Here is a 19,887-nt window from a genome sequence, read left to right as displayed (position 1 = left end):
CAGGCTCACCGAAGCGAGGGGCGGTGCGGCACGGGCTGCACCGCCCCTTTTCCTTTTGTGCGAGACCCTGCGGGGCAACGGCCTTTGCTTCCCAGGGATGTGCCCATCCGCACCACGCCCTAACGCGCCAGCAGCGCGAGGGCAGCGGCTTACTGCCCATAGGCGCGCAGACCCAGCAGCACCAGCACGGCAAGGCCCAACAGGCATGACACCGTCTGCCAGAACAGCACCGGATTGCGCTCCACCAGGGGTGGCGCGCGCAGGCGCTGGAACTGCGCGCCGGGCGATTGCAGGTCGTACAGGAACTCGGACACCGCCTCCTGGCGTTTGGATGCCTCGGGTTGCAGGGCTTTTTGCAGCACCCCATCGAGCCAGGCGGGCAACTCGGGCCGCAGATGGCGCACGGGCACATAGCGCAGCTGCTTGTGCTCTGCCGGTGAACGCAGGCGCACCACCTGCAGGCCATAGGGCAACTGGCCGGTGAGCATCTGGTAGGTCAGCACCGCCAGCGAGAACAGGTCCGACCGGGCATCGCCCTCGCCACCCACGAAATACTCGGGCGCGGTGTACTGCAGCGTGCCGGCAATGGCATCCGCGCGCGCAGCGCTCGTCCCCTCGGCGAGGCCCGCCACATGCACCGACCCAAAATCGATCAGCTTCACCGTGCCGTTGCGGTCGATCAGCAGGTTCTCGGGCCTGAGGTCCTGGTGCAGCATTTCGCGCGCATGGAAGGCCTGCAGCCCCTTGCCGATCTGGGCGACGAGGCTGCGCACGGCATCCAGGTCCGGCAGAGGGTGGTCGGTCATCCACTGGGCAAGGGTCTGCCCATCCACGAACTCCATGGCCACATAGACATGCTGGCGTGGTCGCTCGCTGCCGGCGGCGCGCAGCACGTGCGGGCTGTGGATGCGCCGCGCCACCCATTCCTCCAACACGAAGCGGTCCAGGTAGTCCTTCTGGGTGACCAGGTCGACCGAAGGGGTCTTGATCACCACCTGCTGGCCCGTGGCATCGTCCACGGCCAGGTGCACGTGGCTGCGCGAACTCGCATGCAGTTCGCGCACGATGGTGTAGCCCTCGAAGCCCATGCGCGGCGAGAGAGGCGGCGGCAGGGCCAGCCCCTCGCGCTGCGGCGGCAGGTGCGCCAGCGCCCGGTCCTCGGGCAGTGCGTCGATGCGCAGCAACTGCACCGTCAGGTCGTCGGTGGCACCGCGCGCCTGGGCGGCGGCGACCAGCGCGCGAGCCGCCGCATCGAAGTCACCTGCGCACTGCGCAATGGCCGCGTGCACAGCGGTCGCATCCAGGTGCGTGCAGGCACCGTCGGTCGCCAGCAGGTAGACATCGCCCACCTCGGCCGGCAGGCTGCGGTAGTCGATCTCCACGTTGGGGCCCATGCCCAGCGCCCGGCCCAGGAAGGATTCGACCGAGGACAGGTGCACGCGGTGGTCCTCGGTCAACTGCTCCAGCGCCTGCGCATGCACGCGGTAGATGCGCGCATCGCCCACGTGCAGCAGGTGCACCTCGCGCCCTTTCAAGATCAGGGCGCTGAAGGTGGTGACATAGCCCCGATCCTTGTCGAAGCGCGCATGGCTGCGCAGGGTCTGCGCATGCAGCCAGGCATTGGTGGCGCCCAGCACGCGCTGGGCCGATCGGCGCACCGACCAGGCCTCGGACGTGGCGTAATAGTCGTCGAGAAAGCCGCGCACCGCCGCCGCGCTGGCCTCCTGGCTCACGGCGCTGGAGCCTATGCCATCGGCCAGCGCCAGCGCGATGCCCTTGGTGCCGCGCTGCGGCCCCACGGGCAACATGGCACCGTGGAAGTCCTGGTTGACTCCCTTGTGCCCGGCCTCGGAATGCTGGCCAAGCGTGACGCGCAGGGCGTGCATGGGCAACGCTCAGGCAATCTTGCGCTTTGGGGCGGTCTTGTAGTGCGTGGAATACAGCATGGCGCCCACAAAGGTCAGGCCGCCCACCAGGTTGCCGATCACGGTGGGGATTTCATTCCAGACCAGGTAGTCCATGATCGTGAAGTTGCCACCGAGCAGCAGGCCCGAGGGGAACAGGAACATGTTGACGATGCTGTGCTCGAAACCCATGTAGAAGAACAGGGCGATGGGAATCCACATGCCGATGGCCTTGCCCGACACCGAGGTGGACATCATGGCCGCCACCACGCCGGTGGACACCATCCAGTTGCACATCACGCCACGGACGAACAGGGTCAGCATGCCGGCGGCGCCGTGCGCGGAGTAACCCACCGTGCGGCCCTCGCCGATGTGGCCGATTTTTATGCCGACTGCGTTGGGCGCCTCGCTGAATCCGAAGGTGAAGATGATGGCCATGAACACCGCCACCATGAACGCACCTGCGAAGTTGCCGCAGAACACCAGCGTCCAGTTGCGAAAGACGCCACGCCAGGTGGCGCCAGGACGCTTGTCGAGCACGGCCAGCGGGGCCAGCGTGAATACACCGGTCAGCAGGTCGTAACCCAGCAGGTACAGCAGGATGAAGCAGCCCGGAAAGAGCATTGCGCCCAGCAGCGCATTGCCGGTGTTCACCGTGACGGTGACCGCGAAGGCGGCGCCCAGTGCCAGCATGGCACCGGCCATGAAGGAGCGGATCAGCGTGTCGCGGGTGGACATGAGGAGCTTGGATTCACCGGAATCGACCATCTTGGTCACGAACTCGGCGGGGGCGAGGTAGGCCATTGCACTTCCTTTGGGACGGGGAGACTGGCAGGCTTCCCCAAGAGGTCCACCCGGGGAAGCGCGCAAGAAGAAGAAGAAGAAGAAGAGGAGGAGGAAAAAAGAAAACGGCGTCCGCTGCGCCCCCATGCAGATGGGGAACGCAATGGACGCCGTTATCCTCGGATGCGCGATTCCTGGGCCTGCGGGCAACCGCAGGCGGTGGATTGGCAGGCCGCCGTTAGCCCACCATCCAGTGCACTCCATGCAAGTTCCGTACCCTCGTTGGGGCAGCCGACGGTCTTTTGTGTCCCGCATTCCGTGCGTGCGCCAAGCCTTCGGCGCAGGAATGGCTTCAAGGCGGTGCACGCAAGGCACCACCACGGATCAGAGGGGCTTGTCGCCCTTGCGGTCGGGGTGGGCGAATGCCAGGTCCGGCAGGGACAGCGTGGCCTCGGCCACATCGAGCAGGCGGCGGTTCTGGTCCATCGACGTCTTTTGCAGCACGCGGAAGGCGACTTCCTCGTTCATGCCCAGGCGGGCCATGAGCACGCCCTTGGCGCGCTCGATCACCTTGCGCTCGTTGAGCGTGCGGCGCGCCGCTTCAAGCTCGGCCTCCATGCTGGCCATGCGCGCCGACTGGGCCTGCAGCAGCTCCAGCAGCGATGCCGATTCACCCGCATGCGCGCTGGCGGCCTGCTCGGGCACGGCCTCGGGTGCGATGGCGATGTCGAAGAAGCGGTCCACCGCGTGCGTGCGCTGCGGCGGGTTGTCGCGCAGGCCGCGCAGCAGGCCTCGGGAATCCTGCAGGTCCTGCTGGGCTTCGAGGATGCGGGCTGCGCAATCTTCGCGCAGGCGCTGCACCAGCTCGACCTGCAGCTGCCACAGCGCGTTGATGCGCTCGGTGGACACGTCGAACCAGGCGTCGCTCAGGTTGCTGTCCAGCGCCGCACCGGGGCGGGCCACGCACAGCGTGCGCCGCAGGCGCTCCAGCTGGGCCATGCCCGGGGCCAGTTGCTGCTGCTCCCAGCGCGTGCGCAAGGCCGGGTCGGCAAACTCGGAAAACACGCGCAGGCTGCGCTCCTGCGCATCGATCAGGTGCAGCACGCGCTGCTGGTGCGCGTCGCTGCCCTGGCCGGACGCGAAGAGCAGCGCGCCCATGGCCCGCTCCTGGCCTGCTTCTTCCTGCGCCTGCACCAGGTGCAGCAGGGCCACGAGCTGGCGCGAGACACTGGGCAAAGCGGCCGCATCGGCCACGTGGAAGACCAGTTCGATCAGCCCGGCGATCAGGTGGCTGAACGCGGCAATCGAGTCGTGCGCCGCCATCGCCTGCTTGTCGATCTGGCTGCGCAGCGCGGGCAGCGAATCGAGCCCCAGCAGCGCCCACGCCATCAGCGACAAGGCCTTGGCCGTGGCGCCCTGGGCGGGCTCGACATGCTGGGCAAACTCCGCGCGCAGCTTGGCTTCGAGCAACACCACCTCCTGCACGATGCGGCCACGCAGGTCGGCAAAGCGCTGTGCCTTGGAGGCCAGGTACACGCCCGATGCACCGCGCTCGCGCTGCAGGCCCTCGATCAGCTGGCCGACCACGTCCACCAGCGCGGCCCGGCTGGCCAGGTGGTGCACCGCATCGATCTCGAGCTGGCGCGAGCGCAGCACGAGGCTGGAAACGGACAGGGGCGCTGCGGCCAGGTCGGGCATGCGGTATCTCCAGGGTTCAGGATACGCAGATGCTAACCCCGCCAGCATGCCCGCACGGCCAATCCTCAGGCCACTGCGACGCTGATGCGGCCGCCTTCGCTGCGCACGCCATGCGCCTGCACCGAATGCTCTGGCGCCTCCAGGCATTCGCCGGTGCGCAGGTCGAAATGGTTCTTGTACAGCGGCGAGGCGACCACGACGCGCTCGCCCAGGTTGCCGATGAGCCCGCGCGAGAGCACGCTGGCACCCGACTTGGGGTCCACGTTGTCGATGGCGAAGAACTGGTCGCTGCCGGTGCGGAACACGGCCACATGGCGGTCGGCCACCAGGGCGCAGACGCCGGTGCTGGGCAGGATGTCGTCGACCGCGCAGATGTCGGTCCAGGCAAGGGAGTCGGTGCGGCTGTTCATGGGAAGTGCGCTCATGGTGTTCTCGTCCTTCTTCTTCAAGCGGCCTGGCGGATGGGGATGATCTTGGCGGGGCTGCGTTCGTCGGCGCGCGCCGGGCGGATCTGGCCGCGTTCCTCGACGAAGAGCACGTTCTCGTCGGCCTTGTCGCTGTTCACGAACGAGCGAAAGCGCTTGCGCGTCTCGGGGTCGGTCACGGCCGTCTTCCACTCGCACTGGTAGGTGTCCGCCACGTGCTGCATCTGGGCTTCGAGCTCAGCGCACAGGCCCAGGCTGTCCTTGATCAGCACGTCCGTGAGGTAGGCCAGGCCGCCTTCGAGGTTCTCGCGCCAGGTGCTGGTGCGCTGCAGCCGGTCGGCCGTGCGCACGTAGAACATCAGCACCCGGTCGATCATGCGCACCAGGTCTTCCTTGGACAGGTCGGACGCGAACAGCTCGGCGTGGCGCGGCTTCATGCCGCCGTTGCCGCAGATGTAGAGGTTCCAGCCCTTTTCGGTGGCGATGATGCCGATGTCCTTGCCCTGCGCCTCGGCGCATTCGCGCGTGCAGCCCGACACGCCGAACTTGATCTTGTGCGGCGAGCGCAGGCCCTTGTAGCGGTGCTCCAGCTCCACGGCCAGGCCCACGCTGTCGCCCACGCCATAGCGGCACCAGGTCGAACCCACGCAGCTCTTGACCGTGCGCAGCGATTTGCCGTAAGCATGGCCCGACTCGAAGCCGGCGGCGATCAGCTCTTCCCAGATGGTGGGCAGTTGCTCCACGCGCGCGCCGAACAGGTCCACGCGCTGGCCGCCCGTGACCTTGGTGTACAGGCCGTACTTCTTGGCCACCTGGCCCACGGCGATCAGGCCGTCGGGCGTGACCTCGCCGCCGGGCATGCGCGGCACCACCGAGTAGGTGCCGTCTTTCTGGATATTGCCCAGGTAGTAGTCGTTGCTGTCCTGCAGCCCGGCCAACTCCTTCTTGAGCACGAACTCGTTCCAGCACGAGGCGAACACGCTGGCCGCCACGGGCTTGCAGATATCGCAGCCCATGCCCTTGCCGTGCTTTGCCATCAGGTCCTCAAAGTTCTTGATGTTGCCCACGCGCACCAGGTGGTAGATCTCCTGGCGCGAGTACGCGAAGTGCTCGCAGATGTGGTTGTTCACGGCCATGCCGCGGCGCGCCATCTCGGCCTTCATGACCTGGGTGACCAGGGGCACGCAGCCGCCGCAGGTGGCGCCGGCCTTGGTGCAGGCCTTCATCTCGGCGATGGTGCAGGCGCCATTGCCCACGGCTTCGCAGATGCCGCCCTTGGTGACGTTGTTGCACGAGCAGATCTGCGCCGTGTCGGGCAGCGCGTCCACGCCCAGGCCGGGCTTGGCCTTGCCGTCGCTGGACGGGAAGATCAGGAACTCGGGGTCCTCCGGCAGCGCGATGCCGTTCAGGGCCATCTGCAGCAGCGTGCCGTACTCGGTGGCGTCGCCGATCAGCACGGCGCCCAGCAACTGCTTGCCGTCTTCGCTGATGACGATCTTCTTGTAGATCTGGCGGCGCTCGTCCACGTACTGGCAGGTGCGGCTGTGCGGCGTTTTCGCATGCGCGTCGCCGATGCTGGCCACGTCCACGCCCATGAGCTTGAGCTTGGTGCTCATGTCCGCGCCGACGAAGGCGGCGTCGGCATCGCCGGCGATGTGGCGGGCGGCCACACGCGCCATGTCGTAGCCGGGCGCCACCAGGCCGAAGGTCTGCTCGTTCCACGACGCGCATTCGCCGATGGCATACACGTCGTGGTCGCTGGTACGGCAGGCGCTGTCGATGGCCACGCCGCCGCGCGGGCCCACGGCCAGCAGGGACTGGCGCGCCAGGTCATCACGCGGGCGGATACCGGCGGAGAAGACGATCATGTCGGTCTCCAGCCAGGTGCCGTCGGCAAACACCATGCGGTGGCGCGCACGGGCGCCATCGGTGATCTCCTGGGTGTTGCGGCCGGTGTGTACCTGCACGCCCAGTTCCTCGATCTTGGCGCGCAGCACACGGCCACCGCCTTCGTCCACCTGCACGGCCATGAGCCGCGGGGCGAACTCGACCACGTGGGTTTCAAGACCCATGTCGCTCAAGGCCTTGGCGCATTCCAGGCCCAGCAAGCCACCGCCCACGACCACGCCGGTCTTCGACTTGGCGCCCGAGGCCTGCATGGCCTCCAAGTCTTCGATGGTGCGGTAGACGAAGCAGTGCTCGCGGTCGCGCCCCGGCACCTGGGGCACGAAGGGGTTGGAGCCGGTGGCCAGCACCAGCTTGTCGTAGGGCAGCACCTCGCCATCGGCCGTGGTCACGGTGCGGGTGCGGCGATCCACCGCTGCGGCGCGCGCGGCCAGGCGCAGCGTGAAACCGGTGCGCTCGAAGAAACCGGGCTCGACCAGGGAGAGCTCATCGGCCGAGGTGCCGCTGAAGAAGGCCGACAGATGCACGCGGTCGTAGGCGGGGCGCGGCTCCTCGCACAGCACGGTGACTTCGGCACCGGTGATGCCGGTTTCGGCCAGGCTTTCGAGGAACTTGTGGCCGACCATGCCGTGGCCAATGAGTACGATTTTCATGCTTGCTCATCCTGCAAGGACCCGGGGAACCAGTTCGAGGGGTGCAGGATGTGCCATGCCTTGCGGCACAACGCACCCTCCGCGGAACCACGGGCGTGGGTTGGAACTACCAAGCAGCCGGCTACGAAAGCCGCAGCTCGCTCGGGTGTTCCGCCATCATTAGCGGAGGGGTTGTTATCAGTGCGCGGGCAGCTTTACCGGCGGACAGCTCAGTTCAGCAATAAGCGTGCCGACTCTTTTTGCGGGTGCAACCCTGCGGCAGCGCTGGCGCGGCGCCGCCGGGTGCCTCGCTGCGGTGCAGCATGTCACCAACTTGGGGCGCAAATGGAGCGACTACCCGCCCTGCCCCGGTGCCACGGCACCGGGGAGGCACATCACTCGTGGCGCAGGGCGTCTATGGGGTCCATGCGCGCAGCACGTCGTGCGGGGAAGTAGCCAAACACCACGCCGATGCCGGCCGAGAACACGAAGGACAGCAGGTTTACGCCCGGGTTGAACAGGTAGGGCACGCCCATCAGCACCGACAACCCCAGCGAGGCCGCCGTGGCCAGCACGATGCCGATGAGCCCGCCCAGCGCCGCCAGCACCACGGCCTCGATCAGAAACTGCAGCAGCACCTCGCGCTCGAGCGCGCCGATGGCCAGGCGCAGCCCGATCTCGCGGGTGCGCTCGGTCACGCTGACCAGCATGATGTTCATGATGCCGATGCCGCCCACCAGCAGGCTCACGGCCGCCACCGCGCCGAGCAGCGTGGTCATGACCTTGGTGGTGCCCGAGAGTGCCTCGCCGAGCTGCTTGGTATCGAGCACGTTGAAGTTGTCCTCGTCGGTGTCGGAGAGCTTGCGCAGCTCGCGCAGCAGCTGGGTCAGGCTGGCCTTCACGCGCTCGGGTTCGCTGCCGTCCTTCATCGACACCAAGAGGGTGTTCACGCGGGTGTTGCCCGTCACACGGCGCTGCAGGGTGCGCAGTGGCACCAGCACGGTGTCGTCCTGGTCGTTGCCGAAGGCGCCCTGCCCCTTGGAGGCCAGCACGCCCACCACCTCGCACGAGAAGGCCTTCACGCGCAGCTGCTCGCCCACGGCGTCGCGCGTGCCGTAGAGCTCGCGTCGCACGGTCTCGCCGATCACGCAGACCGCAGCCCCGGCGCGCAGCTCATCGTCGGTGAATTCGCGGCCGATGCGCAGCGTCCAGTTGCCCGTCTGCAGCCAGGCATTGGTGCTGCCGATGATGCTGGTGGACCAGTTGCGCCCGCCCGCCACCACGGTGGCGGACGCACGCGACTCGGGCGCCACGGCCAGGATGCCGCCGATCTGCTGCGCAATGGCATCGGCATCGGTGTCCTTGAAAGCCGCCCCGCCCACGCCGCCGCCCGGCCCCATGCGCTGGCCGGGGCGCACCTGCAGCAGGTTGGTGCCCAGGCCCGAAATCTGGTTCTGGATGGACACCGTGGCGCCGTTGCCCAGCGTGACCATGGTGATCACCGCGCTCACGCCGATCACGATGCCCAGGATGGTCAGGAACGAGCGCATGAGGTTGCGCCGGATGGAGCGCAGCGCCAGAAGAATGGTGCTCAGAAACATCAGCGCACCTCCACCAGCGGCTGCGCCACGCCGGGCTCGGCGGCCTCCCCCTGCCCGGCCTGCTCACGCAGCAGGCCGCGCGGGTGCGGGTTGGGGACATCACTGTCCACCACGCCATCGACGAAGCGCACGATGCGCCGCGCATATTCGGCCATGTCGCCCTCGTGCGTGACCATGAGCACGGTGATTCCCAGGTCCACGTTCAGGCGCCACAGCAGCTCCATGATCTCGTGGCTGCGCTGGGTATCGAGGTTGCCGGTGGGCTCATCGGCCAGCAACACGGCCGGTTCGGTGACGATGGCGCGCGCAATCGCCACGCGCTGCTGCTGTCCGCCCGACAGCTCGGCCGGCGTGTGGTGCTCCCAGCCCTTGAGGCCCACGGCCGCCAGCGCCTTGGCCGCTGCCACATGGCGCGCCGCCGCAGGCTCGCCGCGGTACAGCAGGGGCAGCTCCACGTTCTCCTGCGCCGAAGTGCGCGCCAGCAGGTTGAAGCCCTGAAAGACGAAGCCGAAGAAGCGCCGGCGCAGGCGCGCGCGCTCGTCGCGCTGCAGCGCCTCCACATGCACGCCCTTGAACAGGTAGTCGCCCGTGGTGGGCCGGTCCAGGCACCCGAGGGTGTTCATGGCCGTGGACTTGCCCGAACCGCTCGGCCCCATGATGGCCACGAAGTCGCCCTGGGCGATGTCCAGGTCCACGCCCTTGAGCGCCTGGAAGGCGAGCGCGCCTTCGCCGTACACCTTGGTCACCGAGCGCAGTCGGATCAGCGGCACGCCGCTATCGTGCAGCGCGCCGGTCATCGCGCGGCCCCGTTGCTGCGCTGGTCGGTGATCACCGCCATGCCGGCGGCGATGCCCTCGCCCGTCACCTCGGTCATGCGGCCGTCGCTGATGCCCACGCGCACCTTCAAGGCCTGCGGCGTGCCGTCCTTGAGCACCCAGACCTGCTTCATCTTCGACGCGGCGTCCTCACCCGGCGCACCGCCGGCGCCAGGGCGGCGCCCGCCCTGGCCACCCGCACCACCCGGACGGGGCATGCGCGGCATGAGCTGTCCCATGATGCCCCCACCTTGCTGCGCCGCCGGGGGTTTGCCACCGGCAGCGCCCGGCGCACCGGCCGCGCCCGCAGCCTGCGCTGGCGTGAAGCGCAGCGCCGTGTTGGGCACCAGCAGCACGTCCTTGCGCTCGGTGGAGGTGATGGTGGAAGCAGCCGTCATGCCGGGGCGCAGGCTCATGTCGCGGTTGTCCACCTCCAGCCAGGTGACGTAGGTGACGACGTTGTCCGTCTTGGTGGAACCGAAGGAGACGCGCGTGACCGCAGCCGGGTAGCGCCGCGAGGGGAAGGCACTGACCGTGAAGCTGGCCTTCTGCCCGACCTGCAGCGAGCCCACGTCGGCCTCGTCCACGCTCACGTCCAGGCGCAGCCGCGTGAGGTCCTCGGCCACGGTGAACAGGGTCACGGCCTGCAGCGATGCGGCCACGGCGTTGCCCGGCTCCACCGTGCGGGTGAGCACCACGCCGTCGATGGGCGAACGGATGGAGGCCTTGGACAGGCTGGTCTCGTCGGTGGACAGGGCCGCACGCGCGTCGTCCACCGTGGCGCGGGCGCTGGCCTCGTCGGCGCGCGCACGGTCCAGCGTGGCGCGGCCGGTGTCGAGTTCAGCGGCCGAGGGCACCTTGCCGCCGGACAGGCGTGCCACCTCTTCGAGGCGGCCCAGCCCTGCCAGGGCCTCCTTGGTGGTGGCCGCAGCCTGTGCCTGCCGCGCCTGCGCGGAGGCCAGCGAGGCGCGTGAGCGCAGCACCTGCGCGTCGAGCTTGGCGGTGTCGAGCTCCACCAGCACCTGGCCCTTCTTGACCTTCTCGTTCACGTCCACCATCACCTGACGCACCGTGCCCGACAGCTCGCTGCCAATGGTCACCAGCCGCGTGGGCTGCAGCGTGCCGTTGGCCGACACGGAGAGCGTGAGGTCACCTGTCTTCACCTCTTCGGTCACGTAGACCGGCGCGGCACTGGCCTGCTTTTGCAGCTGCCAGGCGTAGATGCCGCCGCCGGCCAACGCCAGGGCGGCCACGCCCAGCCACAGCGAGGTGCGCCGGTACCAGCGGCGCGGCGGCTCGCCGCCCAGCAGGGCCTGCAGGTCGGCCGGGGCGCTGGCCCCGGGGGCGGCAGCACTGTGCTGCGATGGCTTGGTGTTGTCGGTCATGGCGATGGGCTCGGAAAAGACAAAAAGAGAGGGGCTGAACGGCCCGCGCACGGGCCGTGCGCGGGTTCAGTGGCCTTTGGCTGCCAGGTGTCCGTGCGCCGTGTGCGCGGGACCTCCAGGTGGCTGTGAAGAGAGAAGAAACTGCGTGCAGTGCGTGCGGCCGGCTGCTACTGCGGCTGCCAGCCGCCGCCGAGCGCCTTGTACAGGCGCACATGGTCGGCGGACAGGCTGGCCACCGTGGTGGCCACGCCCTCCTGGGTGGACAGCAGCGTGCGCTGGGTCTCCAGCACCGACTGGAAGTCGATCAACCCGCTGCTGTAGCGCTGGCGTGCGAGCAGTTCGGCATTGCCGGCGGCATCGGCGGCAGAGCGCAGGCGCACCAGGCGCTCGCGGTTGCCGCGCAGGGACACCAGCGCATCTTCCACATCCTTGAGTGCGGTGAGCACGGCCGCCTGGTAAGCGATGCGCGCCTGCTCCAGGCTGGCCTCCTGCGCCCGCACCTGGGCGCGCGCGGCACCGCCGTCGAGCAGCGGTACCGAAATGCTGCCCAGCAGCGACGCGGCCACGGCGCTGCCGCCGCTCAGGGCGCCGAGGGTCAGCGCACGCAAGCCCAGCGATCCGCCGATGCCAAAGTCCGGGTAGCGTGCCGCATCGGCCTGCGAGACGCGGGCCAGCGCGGCGGTGATGCGCTGCTCGGCCGCGCGCACGTCGGGCCGCTGGCGCAGGGTTTCTGCAGGGATGGCCATGGCCAGTTCATCGCCGGGCTGGGGCACGGCCACGCTGGCAGCCAGTTGCACATCGAGCGCGGCCGGCGCTTGGCCCGTCAGCACGGCCAGGCTGTGGCGCGACTGGGCCAGGCTGGCTTCGAGCGCGGGGATCTGCGCGGCCGTCTGCTCCGACGCAGCGCGCGCCTGCTCGGCCACCAGCGAGGTGGTCAACCCTGCCTGCAGGCGCCACTGCGTGATCTGCAAGGTCTCGCCCTGGCTGGCCAGGTTGCTGCGCGCGATCACCAGGCGCTGCTGCAGGCCGCGCAGCTCGATGTAGTTCACCGCCACCTCGGCCGCCAGCGACACCTGCACGTCGGCCAGGCTGGCCTCGGCAGCGCGGGCATCGGCTTCACTGGCGTTGACACCGGCGCGCACGCGGCCGAAGACGTCGGGCTCCCAGCTCGCATCGAAGCCCAGCTGGAAGTTGTTGCCCGCGCCGCTGTTGCCCGAGCGGCTGCGCTGCGCCGAGGCCGAGGCGCCCACCTGGGGCGACAGGCCCGCGGCCTGCACGTCCACCTGGGCGCGCGCCTGCCGCAGCGCGGCCTGGGCCGTGCGCACGCTGGTGTTGGCCGTGAGGGCCTGCTCGACCAGCGCGGTCAGCTGCGGGTCACCCAGGCGCTGCCACCACTGGGCCAGCGAGGTGGCGGTGCTGCCGGGCGCAGCGGTGGTGCCTGCGGCCCATGCCGTGGGCACGGGGGTGTCTGGCAGACCGGCGTCCTGCGGGGCCATGCCGGCGCAGCCGGACAGGGCTGCAGCCAGCGCCAGCAGGGCAAGCGGAATGCCCCGGGCCAGAAACCGCGACGGGGCCCGGCCGGCGGTTGCGGGGGAGAGGGAGGACAGAAGGTTCATGGATGCTCAGGGTGCGCTCTCGCTGTTGATGCCATTGTGCAAAACCGATCCGTCGCAATGACTGCCAACGTGTGAATCCCAGGTAAAGAATCGACACAAACCGGCCGCGCATGCCTGCTCGCCCTGACCTTCCACCCCCTGTCAACCATCCCGTAGAAGCGTGCTTTTTGCACACAGCGGCGCACCCACAGTTTTTGTACATAGACAATCAATGCACTCATTTGACAAAAACTGGTGAAATCAAGAAACTGAATCACCTCAATGAACGACCTCTGAAGCCCATGCAGCGACTCACCGACTACACGCTTTACGCGGATGCCCAGGCCCATTTCTCGCCCGACCGGCTGTGGGAGCTTTTCGATGGCAATCGCGAGCGCTTCAACATCGCCCACGAGTGCGTGGACCGGCATGCGGCCACCGGCCGCGATGCGCTGGTGGTGGTGCATGCGGGCGGGGAGGACGAGGTCATCACGTACGCGGAGCTCGCGGCGGACTCCTCGGCGTTCGCCCATTACCTGGAGTCGAGGGGCATACAGGCCGGGGACCGCGTGGCCATCATGCTGGAGCCCTCGCGCGCCTTCTACACGGCGATGTTCGGCGTGATCAAGCGCGGGGCCATCGCCGTGCCGCTGTTCACGCTGTTCGGCCCCGACGGCGTGCGCCTGCGCGTCAACGACTGCAAGCCGGCCCTGCTCGTCACCAATGAGCACAAGGAAGAAGTCGCACGCTCCATCGATGGCTTGCAGGTGCTGGTCTTCGATGCCGGCTTCGTCGAACGCCTGGCCGAATTCCCCACGGCGTACCAGGCCACCTCCCGGGCGGACGATCTGGCCGTGTTCCAGTACACCTCGGGCACGACGCGGGAGCTGCCCGAGGCCGTCAGGCACACGCACAAGGCGCTCGTGACGCTGATGGTCGCGGCCCTCTATGGCACCGGCCTTCGGCCCGGGGACCGCTTCTTCTGCCCCTCGTCACCGGCCTGGGGCCATGGCCTGTGGCATGGCACGCTCGCCCCGCTGGCGCTGGGCCTCACGGTGGGGGCCTACAGCGGGCGCTTTCACCCCGAGCGGCTGCTGCAGGCCCTGTCGCAGCACCGCTTCACCAACATGTCGGCCGCCGCCACGCACTACCGCATGCTCAAGAACTGCGGCAAGGCGGACGAGTACGCCTTCCATTTCGAGAAGCTGTCCTTCACGGGCGAACCCATCGACGACGACACGGCCGACTACGTACACCAGAAGTTCGGCTTGCAGGTCTGCAGCATGTACGGCACCACCGAGATCGGGGTCGTGCTGGCCAGCTACCCCGGCGCTGCGGACTTCCCGGTCAAGCGTGGCGCGCTGGGCAAGGCCGTTCCCGGTACCCGGGTCGAGGTGCATGACGCACAGGGCCAGGTCTGCCCGGTCGATGTGACCGGCCAGCTGATGGTGTTGCGCCGGGGCGAATGGGTGCCCACCAAGGACCTCGGCCGCATCGACAGCGACGGCTACTTCCACCACGGCGGGCGTGCGGACGACGTGATCATCTCGGCCGGCTGGACCATGAGCGCGGTGGAGATCGAGAACGTGATCCTGATGCACGGCGACGTGCTGGAGGCCGCCGCGATCGGTGTGCCCGACGCCGTGCGCGGCCAGGTGGTCAAGGCCTTCGTGGTCAGCGGGCGGCCGGCCAGCGAGGCCTTTGCCCAGGAAATCCAGGAACTCGTGAAGACCAAGCTGAGCCAGCACGAGTACCCGCGCCACGTCGAGTTCTCCCCCGAGCTACCCAAGACCCCCGCCGGCAAGGTGCACCGCAAGGTGCTGCGCGAGCGCGAGGCGGCAGCCATCGCCACGGCTGCGGCATCCACGGCATCCCTTTCCACAGCCCTTTGATTTTTTACCACCCCAAGGAGACAACCCATGAGCAGTTCCAACCCCCGCAGTTTTCCCAAGATCACGGAGAGCGGCCTTGACGACCTGCGCCAGCGCATCGGCGTGAAGATCGGCCAGATGGCCGAACCCTGGTGCTTCGAGGCCACGCGCGACAACATCCGCCACTATGCCCATGGCATCGGCGACGACAACCCGCTGTGGTGCGACCCCGAGTACGCGGCAAAGTCCCACTACGGCGGCATCGTGGCCCTGCCCAGCTTCCTGTTCTCCACCAGCCGCATCGTCTCGGGCTATGTCGGCGGGCTGCCTGGCGTGCATGCCATGTGGTCGGGTTCGGACTGGACCTGGCACAAGCCCCTGCACCGCAACGACGAGATCCGCACCGAGGCCTACCTCAAGGACCTGGTGGAGCACCAGACGCGCTTTGCCGGCCGCGCCGTGCAGCAGATCTACCACGTCGATTTCTTCAACCAGCAGGGCGACAAGGTGGCCGAGGCGGACAGCTGGTGCTTTCGCACCGAGCGCGACCATGCACGCGAGCAGGGCACCAAGTACAAGGAGGTGCGCGCACGCGAGCCGCGCCGCTACACCGACGAGGAGCTGGCCGAGGCCTTCAAGCTCTACCGCAACGAAGAGATCCGCGGTGCCACGCCCCGCTACTGGGAGGACGTGAAAGAAGGCGAAGACCTGCCGGTGCTCTTCAAGGGCCCGATGACCGTGACGGGCTTCATCGCCTATGCCCAGGGCTGGGGCGGCCTGTACATCCGGGCCAACAAGCTCGCCTGGAAGCTCATCGACTCGCACCCCGGCGTGGGCATCAAGAACCGCTTCGGCATCCCTGACGTGCCAGAGCGCGTCCATTGGGAAGAAGACTTCGCCCTGGAAGTGGGTGCACCGGGTGCCTATGACTACGGCCCGGAGCGTACCTCCTGGCTCACCCACCAGTTGACCAACTGGATGGGCGATACCGGCTTTCTGCAAAAGGCGAGCTGCAAGATCCGCCGCCACAACCCCGAGGGCGACCTGCTGTTCATCAAGGGCAAGGTCAAGCGCAAGTACACCGAGAACGGCCAGCACCTGATCGAGATCGAGCAGGAAGCGCACAACCAGGACGGCGAACTCTCGGTGGTCGGAAGCGGCGTGGTGGCGCTGCCATCGCGGGGATGACACCCGATGCACACGACCCCTACCGGCGCACTGCAGGGACTGAAGGTCGTCGACCTGACGCGTGTGCTCGCAGGGCCGCTGTGCACCCAGGTCCTCGCGGACCAGGGGGCGCAAGTGGTGAAGATCGAGCCGCCTGCGGGGGATGAAACCCGCAGGCTCGGTCCGCCCTTCGACAGTTCGGGGAGCGCGGCGTATTTCTCCGCACTCAACCGCGGCAAGCGCGCGATGAGCCTGGACCTGTCGATGCCGCAGGCGCAGGAAGTGCTGCACCGGCTGCTCGGCGATGCCGACGTGCTGGTGGAGAACTTCCTGCCGGGGACCATGGAGCGCTGGGGCCTGGGCTACGAACAGGCCCTGGCCGACCAGTACCCGCGCCTGGTCTACTGCAACATCACGGGCTTCGGGGCGGACGGCCCGCTGGGCGGGCTGCCCGGCTACGACGCGGTGCTGCAGGCCCTGTGCGGGCTGATGAGCGTCAACGGCGACGAATCCTGCGGGGCCACCCGCATCGGGATTCCCGTGGTGGACCACCTGACCGGCTACGTGGCGCTCTCGGGCATCCTGATGGCGCTGCATGCGCGTGGCACGCAAGGGCGCGGCCAGCGCGTGGAGGCGGCGCTGTACGACACCGCGCTGAGCCTGCTGCTGCCGCACGCTTCGAACTGGCTGGCGTCGCAGAAAGACCCCGAGCTGCTGGGCAGCGCGCACCCCAACATTGCGCCCTACGACAAGTTCAGGGCCAGCGACGGGGAGCTGTTCATCGGGATCATGACCGACGTCCAGTTCCAGCGGTTCTGCAGCCATGTCGGGTTGCAGGCGCTGATCGCGGACGAGCGTTTCACCTCCAACGCCCAGCGGCTGGTGCACCGGGACGCGCTCAAGCAAGCCATCGAGACGGCCATTGCGTCCATGGCCTGCGAGCCGCTGTGCGAGTCGCTGATGCGCGCGGGCGTGCCCGCCGGTGCGGTGAACTCGATCCCGAGGGCGCTGGCCCATGCGCACTGCGCGCACCGACAGATGCTGGTGCAGCGGGACGGCTACACCGGCCTGCGCTCGCCGATGCGGCTGATGGGCACGCCGGGCGTGGCCGGGGCGAGCCCGCCCCGGTTTGCGCAGGACGCAGTGCAGATCCTGGAAAGCCTGGGTTTCAGCCCACAGGAGCGAGAACAGCTGCAGGGCAGCGGCGCGGCCCCCGCAACACGGCGATAGCGTTTCGATCAAGAATACACAAGGAGACAACAATGCGACTGATTGCTGCAGTGATGGCGGCCGCCTGTGCCATGGCGAGCCCGGGCCCGGCGGGCGCACAGACCTACCCCGCCAAGCCGATCAAGATCATCGTGGCCTACCCCGCCGGGCAGGGCACGGACATCGCCACCAGGTACCTGGCCGAGCAGATGTCCAGGGACCTGGGGCAGGCCATCGTGATCGACAACCGGCCCGGCGCCGGGGGCAACCTGGGCACGGAGATCGCGGCCCAGGCCGCGCCCGACGGCTACACCCTGACCATGGGGACGAATGCAACCCATGCGCTCAACCAGTACCTGTATGCGCGGGTGCCGTTTGATGCGGAGCGGGACTTCGAGCCCATCGTCCTGGTGGGCACCTTTCCCATGGTCGTGGCCGTCAACAGCCAGTCGCCCTTCCACACCCCCAAGGAACTGGTGGACACCGCCGCCCGCAGCACGCGGTCTGCCGACATCGCCATGCCCAGCACCAGTGCCCGCCTGGTGGTGGAGCTGCTCAAGCAGCGCTCGGGGGCACCGGTGTTTGGCGTGCCCTACAAGGGCTCGGGCAATGCCATGACCGACGTGCTGGGCGGGCAGTTGCCGGTGATCGTGGACACCCCCACCAGCCTCAGGCCCCACCTGGCCTCGGGAAAGATCCGCGCCATTGCCGTCACGTCGAGCAAGCCCAGCAGCCTGGTGCCGGGCGTCAAGACCATGGACGAGCAGGGCTACGCCGGCTTCGAGGTGATCGCCTGGAACGCCTTGTACGCGCCCAGGAACACCCCTGCAACCGTGATCGCCACGCTCAACGCCGCCATGAACAAGGTGCTGCAGCGCCCCGAGGCACGGCACAAGCTGCTGGAGCTGGGCTTCGAGCCGGCGGGCGGCACCGCCGTCCAGCTCCGGGAGTTCGCCCTGTCCGAGCGCAAGAAGTGGCAGCCGGTTATCCAAGCGGCCGACATGAAGGTCGATTGAGCCCGACAGCCCGGCGCAGGCTCTCGTGCCAGGCGCCTGCAAAAGCTAGTCGGGCATGCTGCCCTCGGCGGGCAGCGGCACATACACCAGGCAGGTGCGCAGGACCTGCTCCTGCTCCGGGCCTTGAGCGCCGCGTGAGGTTCTCAGGGCCTGCACCTCCACCCTCGCGCGCTCGGCACCTGCGTCCAGCAGGCGGGCGCGAAAGGTGACGAAATCCCCCAGCACGGGCATCGCTTCGACCTCGATGGCATCGAGCTGCACCAGCGCCACGTTGCGCCTGAAATGGCCGCCCGGCAGCACCGCGCCCGCCTGGTCGAGTTGCCCCAGCACCCAGCCGATGGGGATCTGCCCACCGATCCCCAGGTCTGCAGGCATGGGAATGGTGCGAAGAACCGTCTGGAGACCTTCGCCGGGAATGGGGGAGCTATCGAACGCCATGCGCTAGCTCCGCGCCACCAGCAGGTTGCCGATGGCCTGGGCTTCGCGCAGCATCATCGCGGCCAGTTCGGTGGTTTCGGTGGCATTGAGCTGGCTGGACATACCGGCCGCCACCAGGGTGTGCGTGAGGCTTCCGCCGGGCGAGCAGATGGGCACGGCGACCACGGTGAGGCCACTCATGAAGTTGTCGCGGTCCAGGCTCCAGCCCTGCGCCCGGGCCAGTTCCACCTCCCGCTTCCAGGTGTCGAAGGCGGGCTTCTTGTCCCATTGCGTGGCATTGAACTTCTGGCGCAGCTGGGTCCAGTTCTCGCCGCTGTAGGCGGCGATCAGCCGGCCGGTGGCACTGGCCAGGTGGGAGAACTGGCTGCCCACGTCGGTGTGCAGGCGAAACGGCTGGTTCGAGCGCGACAGGGCCAGCACCACGACGGATTGCTTGGGTGTGATCTCCACGCCCATGGCGGTGACCCCCCGGGTGGAGGCGAGTCGGTCGAGCGCAGGCTGCACGAGCTGCGCGAAGCCGCTGCTCTCCAGCACGCTGCGGGCCAGGCTGATCATGCCGCTGCCCAGCAAGTAGCGCTTGGTGGCCGGGTCCACGCTGACCAGTTCCTCGCTGACCAGCACGCGCAGGATGTGCAGGCAGGTGCTGGGCACCAGGCCCAGCTCATCGGCGATGGCCTTGACACCCAGGCCCTGCTTGGCGTTTCCGAGGAAGCGAAGGATGGCTATGGACCGGCTGACGGCTGGCACGGGCCGCACGCGCACGGCGGGCTTTTGGGGGGTCGGCGGCGCCGGCTCGGGCGACGGTGTGCGCTTTGGGGGCATGACAAGGGACGAGGGCCAAATTTGCATGATAGTGCAGGGCTGCTGGGGCAAGCCCCTGGAACCCCGCGCCGGCCCCGGTGCCGGGAGGCCGGCCCTCATGCGAGGCGCTCCGCAGGCAGCATTTTCATGATCGCCTGCGCCCGCAGGACCATCTGGCCATCGACCGCCACACTGCCCTGCATGAAGAGCATCTGGTGGGTGCGGTGCGTGATCTGCGCCCGCGCCTGTGCAAACTGCCCCTGCCGCACGGCGGTCAGAAACTGCGAATCGAGCTGCAGCGTGACACACGGCACCCGGCCGCAGGCCTCCCACGCCACGGTGCTGATCGCATGGTCCACCAGGGTGAGCAGCGCGCCGCCATGCACCACCCCGGCAGGATTGAGGTGCGCCGGTGCCATCTGGAAGCCATAGGCCCATCCGTCCCCTTCTCGCCGGGTCCACAGCGGCCCTGCCGTGCCGGCGAAACCCGCCAGGGATCGCACCTTCCAACCACCCTCCTCCGGGGACGGGGGCGCTCCACCCGGTACTGCCTGCGCATCGGTCATGGCGATCACTCCATAGTTTGTACAAAACACTATTCAATTGTCTCCAGACAATTTTATGGCAAAGGTACAAACAATG

At 68.3% G+C, this 19,887-nt stretch carries 16 protein-coding genes; 4 read left to right on the top strand and 12 right to left on the bottom strand.

Translation table 11 applies throughout. The features are described from left to right. Positions 1-149: 149 nt before the first annotated feature. The 9 genes from ACSQ3Y_RS10065 to ACSQ3Y_RS10025 all read right to left on the bottom strand — a co-directional run bounded on the left by ACSQ3Y_RS10065 (position 150) and on the right by ACSQ3Y_RS10025 (position 12,764). A complete protein-coding gene (locus ACSQ3Y_RS10065) occupies positions 150-1,886 on the bottom strand; it encodes a protein kinase domain-containing protein (protein WP_436177167.1) in 1,737 nt (578 codons plus the stop codon). 9 nt (positions 1,887-1,895) lie between these two features. Beyond that, a complete protein-coding gene (locus ACSQ3Y_RS10060) occupies positions 1,896-2,708 on the bottom strand; it encodes a formate/nitrite transporter family protein (protein ID WP_436177166.1) in 813 nt (270 codons plus the stop codon). Positions 2,709-3,071: 363 nt separating this feature from the next. Further along, entirely contained in the window at positions 3,072-4,385 is a 1,314-nt protein-coding gene (locus ACSQ3Y_RS10055; RefSeq protein ID WP_428002041.1) for a nitrate- and nitrite sensing domain-containing protein, read from the bottom strand. Between the two features lie 65 nt (positions 4,386-4,450). After that, a complete protein-coding gene (gene nirD, locus ACSQ3Y_RS10050; RefSeq protein WP_200961055.1) occupies positions 4,451-4,810 on the bottom strand; it encodes a nitrite reductase small subunit NirD in 360 nt (119 codons plus the stop codon). A gap of 20 nt (positions 4,811-4,830) precedes the next feature. Next, positions 4,831-7,368 (bottom strand): nitrite reductase large subunit NirB, encoded by a 2,538-nt coding sequence (gene nirB, locus ACSQ3Y_RS10045; protein ID WP_436177165.1) that lies wholly within the window; start codon positions 7,366-7,368, stop codon positions 4,831-4,833. Between the two features lie 374 nt (positions 7,369-7,742). Next, on the bottom strand, positions 7,743-8,948 hold the full coding sequence (locus ACSQ3Y_RS10040) for an ABC transporter permease (protein WP_436177164.1): 1,206 nt from the start codon (positions 8,946-8,948) through the stop codon (positions 7,743-7,745). Then, complete coding sequence (locus ACSQ3Y_RS10035) at positions 8,948-9,745, bottom strand: ABC transporter ATP-binding protein (protein ID WP_436177163.1); 798 nt, start codon at positions 9,743-9,745, stop codon at positions 8,948-8,950. Before ACSQ3Y_RS10035 ends, ACSQ3Y_RS10040 begins: the two co-directional genes overlap by 1 nt. Then, positions 9,742-11,148, bottom strand: a complete 1,407-nt coding sequence (locus ACSQ3Y_RS10030) for an efflux RND transporter periplasmic adaptor subunit (protein ID WP_436177162.1) — start codon at positions 11,146-11,148, stop codon at positions 9,742-9,744. Before ACSQ3Y_RS10030 ends, ACSQ3Y_RS10035 begins: the two co-directional genes overlap by 4 nt. Positions 11,149-11,315: 167 nt before the next feature. Continuing rightward, positions 11,316-12,764: an efflux transporter outer membrane subunit gene (locus ACSQ3Y_RS10025; protein WP_436177161.1), complete on the bottom strand. Its 1,449-nt coding sequence runs from the start codon at positions 12,762-12,764 to the stop codon at positions 11,316-11,318. A 281-nt stretch (positions 12,765-13,045) separates the two neighbouring features. Here ACSQ3Y_RS10025 and ACSQ3Y_RS10020 point away from each other — a divergent pair, with 281 nt between their 5' ends. From ACSQ3Y_RS10020 to ACSQ3Y_RS10005, 4 genes are read left to right on the top strand one after another with little or no spacing between them, the layout of a single operon-like run. Then, positions 13,046-14,635, top strand: coding sequence for an acyl-CoA synthetase (locus ACSQ3Y_RS10020; protein WP_436177160.1), 1,590 nt, complete (start codon positions 13,046-13,048; stop codon positions 14,633-14,635). Between the two features lie 27 nt (positions 14,636-14,662). Further along, positions 14,663-15,802, top strand: a complete 1,140-nt coding sequence (locus tag ACSQ3Y_RS10015) for an FAS1-like dehydratase domain-containing protein (RefSeq protein WP_436177159.1) — start codon at positions 14,663-14,665, stop codon at positions 15,800-15,802. 6 nt (positions 15,803-15,808) lie between these two features. Further along, positions 15,809-17,011 (top strand): CaiB/BaiF CoA transferase family protein, encoded by a 1,203-nt coding sequence (locus tag ACSQ3Y_RS10010; protein WP_436177158.1) that lies wholly within the window; start codon positions 15,809-15,811, stop codon positions 17,009-17,011. A gap of 32 nt (positions 17,012-17,043) precedes the next feature. After that, on the top strand, positions 17,044-18,006 hold the full coding sequence (locus tag ACSQ3Y_RS10005) for a Bug family tripartite tricarboxylate transporter substrate binding protein (RefSeq protein ID WP_057265952.1): 963 nt from the start codon (positions 17,044-17,046) through the stop codon (positions 18,004-18,006). 45 nt (positions 18,007-18,051) lie between these two features. Here ACSQ3Y_RS10005 and ACSQ3Y_RS10000 read toward each other — a convergent pair whose 3' ends face one another. The 3 genes from ACSQ3Y_RS10000 to ACSQ3Y_RS09990 all read right to left on the bottom strand — a co-directional run bounded on the left by ACSQ3Y_RS10000 (position 18,052) and on the right by ACSQ3Y_RS09990 (position 19,811). Next, positions 18,052-18,444: a hypothetical protein gene (locus ACSQ3Y_RS10000; RefSeq protein WP_436177157.1), complete on the bottom strand. Its 393-nt coding sequence runs from the start codon at positions 18,442-18,444 to the stop codon at positions 18,052-18,054. Between the two features lie 3 nt (positions 18,445-18,447). Next, positions 18,448-19,266 (bottom strand): IclR family transcriptional regulator, encoded by an 819-nt coding sequence (locus ACSQ3Y_RS09995; protein WP_436177156.1) that lies wholly within the window; start codon positions 19,264-19,266, stop codon positions 18,448-18,450. A gap of 95 nt (positions 19,267-19,361) precedes the next feature. Then, positions 19,362-19,811, bottom strand: coding sequence for a PaaI family thioesterase (locus ACSQ3Y_RS09990; RefSeq protein ID WP_436177155.1), 450 nt, complete (start codon positions 19,809-19,811; stop codon positions 19,362-19,364). Positions 19,812-19,887 lie beyond the last annotated feature (76 nt).

This window comes from Acidovorax sp. LjRoot66, from assembly GCF_964253305.1.
Lineage (GTDB): Bacteria > Pseudomonadota > Gammaproteobacteria > Burkholderiales > Burkholderiaceae_C > Acidovorax.
The sequence above is the reverse complement of the archived record's forward strand: the minus strand, read 5'-3'. Positions and strand labels throughout refer to the sequence as shown.

Coding starts and splice junctions, on each gene's coding strand:
- ACSQ3Y_RS10065 (WP_436177167.1), bottom strand. CDS start 1,886: ATGCACGCCCTGCGCGTCACGCTTGGCCAGCATTCCGAGGCCGGGCAC.
- ACSQ3Y_RS10060 (WP_436177166.1), bottom strand. CDS start 2,708: ATGGCCTACCTCGCCCCCGCCGAGTTCGTGACCAAGATGGTCGATTCC.
- ACSQ3Y_RS10055 (WP_428002041.1), bottom strand. CDS start 4,385: ATGCCCGACCTGGCCGCAGCGCCCCTGTCCGTTTCCAGCCTCGTGCTG.
- nirD (WP_200961055.1), bottom strand. CDS start 4,810: ATGAGCGCACTTCCCATGAACAGCCGCACCGACTCCCTTGCCTGGACC.
- nirB (WP_436177165.1), bottom strand. CDS start 7,368: ATGAAAATCGTACTCATTGGCCACGGCATGGTCGGCCACAAGTTCCTC.
- ACSQ3Y_RS10040 (WP_436177164.1), bottom strand. CDS start 8,948: ATGTTTCTGAGCACCATTCTTCTGGCGCTGCGCTCCATCCGGCGCAAC.
- ACSQ3Y_RS10035 (WP_436177163.1), bottom strand. CDS start 9,745: ATGACCGGCGCGCTGCACGATAGCGGCGTGCCGCTGATCCGACTGCGC.
- ACSQ3Y_RS10030 (WP_436177162.1), bottom strand. CDS start 11,148: ATGACCGACAACACCAAGCCATCGCAGCACAGTGCTGCCGCCCCCGGG.
- ACSQ3Y_RS10025 (WP_436177161.1), bottom strand. CDS start 12,764: ATGAACCTTCTGTCCTCCCTCTCCCCCGCAACCGCCGGCCGGGCCCCG.
- ACSQ3Y_RS10020 (WP_436177160.1), top strand. CDS start 13,046: ATGCAGCGACTCACCGACTACACGCTTTACGCGGATGCCCAGGCCCAT.
- ACSQ3Y_RS10015 (WP_436177159.1), top strand. CDS start 14,663: ATGAGCAGTTCCAACCCCCGCAGTTTTCCCAAGATCACGGAGAGCGGC.
- ACSQ3Y_RS10010 (WP_436177158.1), top strand. CDS start 15,809: ATGCACACGACCCCTACCGGCGCACTGCAGGGACTGAAGGTCGTCGAC.
- ACSQ3Y_RS10005 (WP_057265952.1), top strand. CDS start 17,044: ATGCGACTGATTGCTGCAGTGATGGCGGCCGCCTGTGCCATGGCGAGC.
- ACSQ3Y_RS10000 (WP_436177157.1), bottom strand. CDS start 18,444: ATGGCGTTCGATAGCTCCCCCATTCCCGGCGAAGGTCTCCAGACGGTT.
- ACSQ3Y_RS09995 (WP_436177156.1), bottom strand. CDS start 19,266: ATGCCCCCAAAGCGCACACCGTCGCCCGAGCCGGCGCCGCCGACCCCC.
- ACSQ3Y_RS09990 (WP_436177155.1), bottom strand. CDS start 19,811: ATGACCGATGCGCAGGCAGTACCGGGTGGAGCGCCCCCGTCCCCGGAG.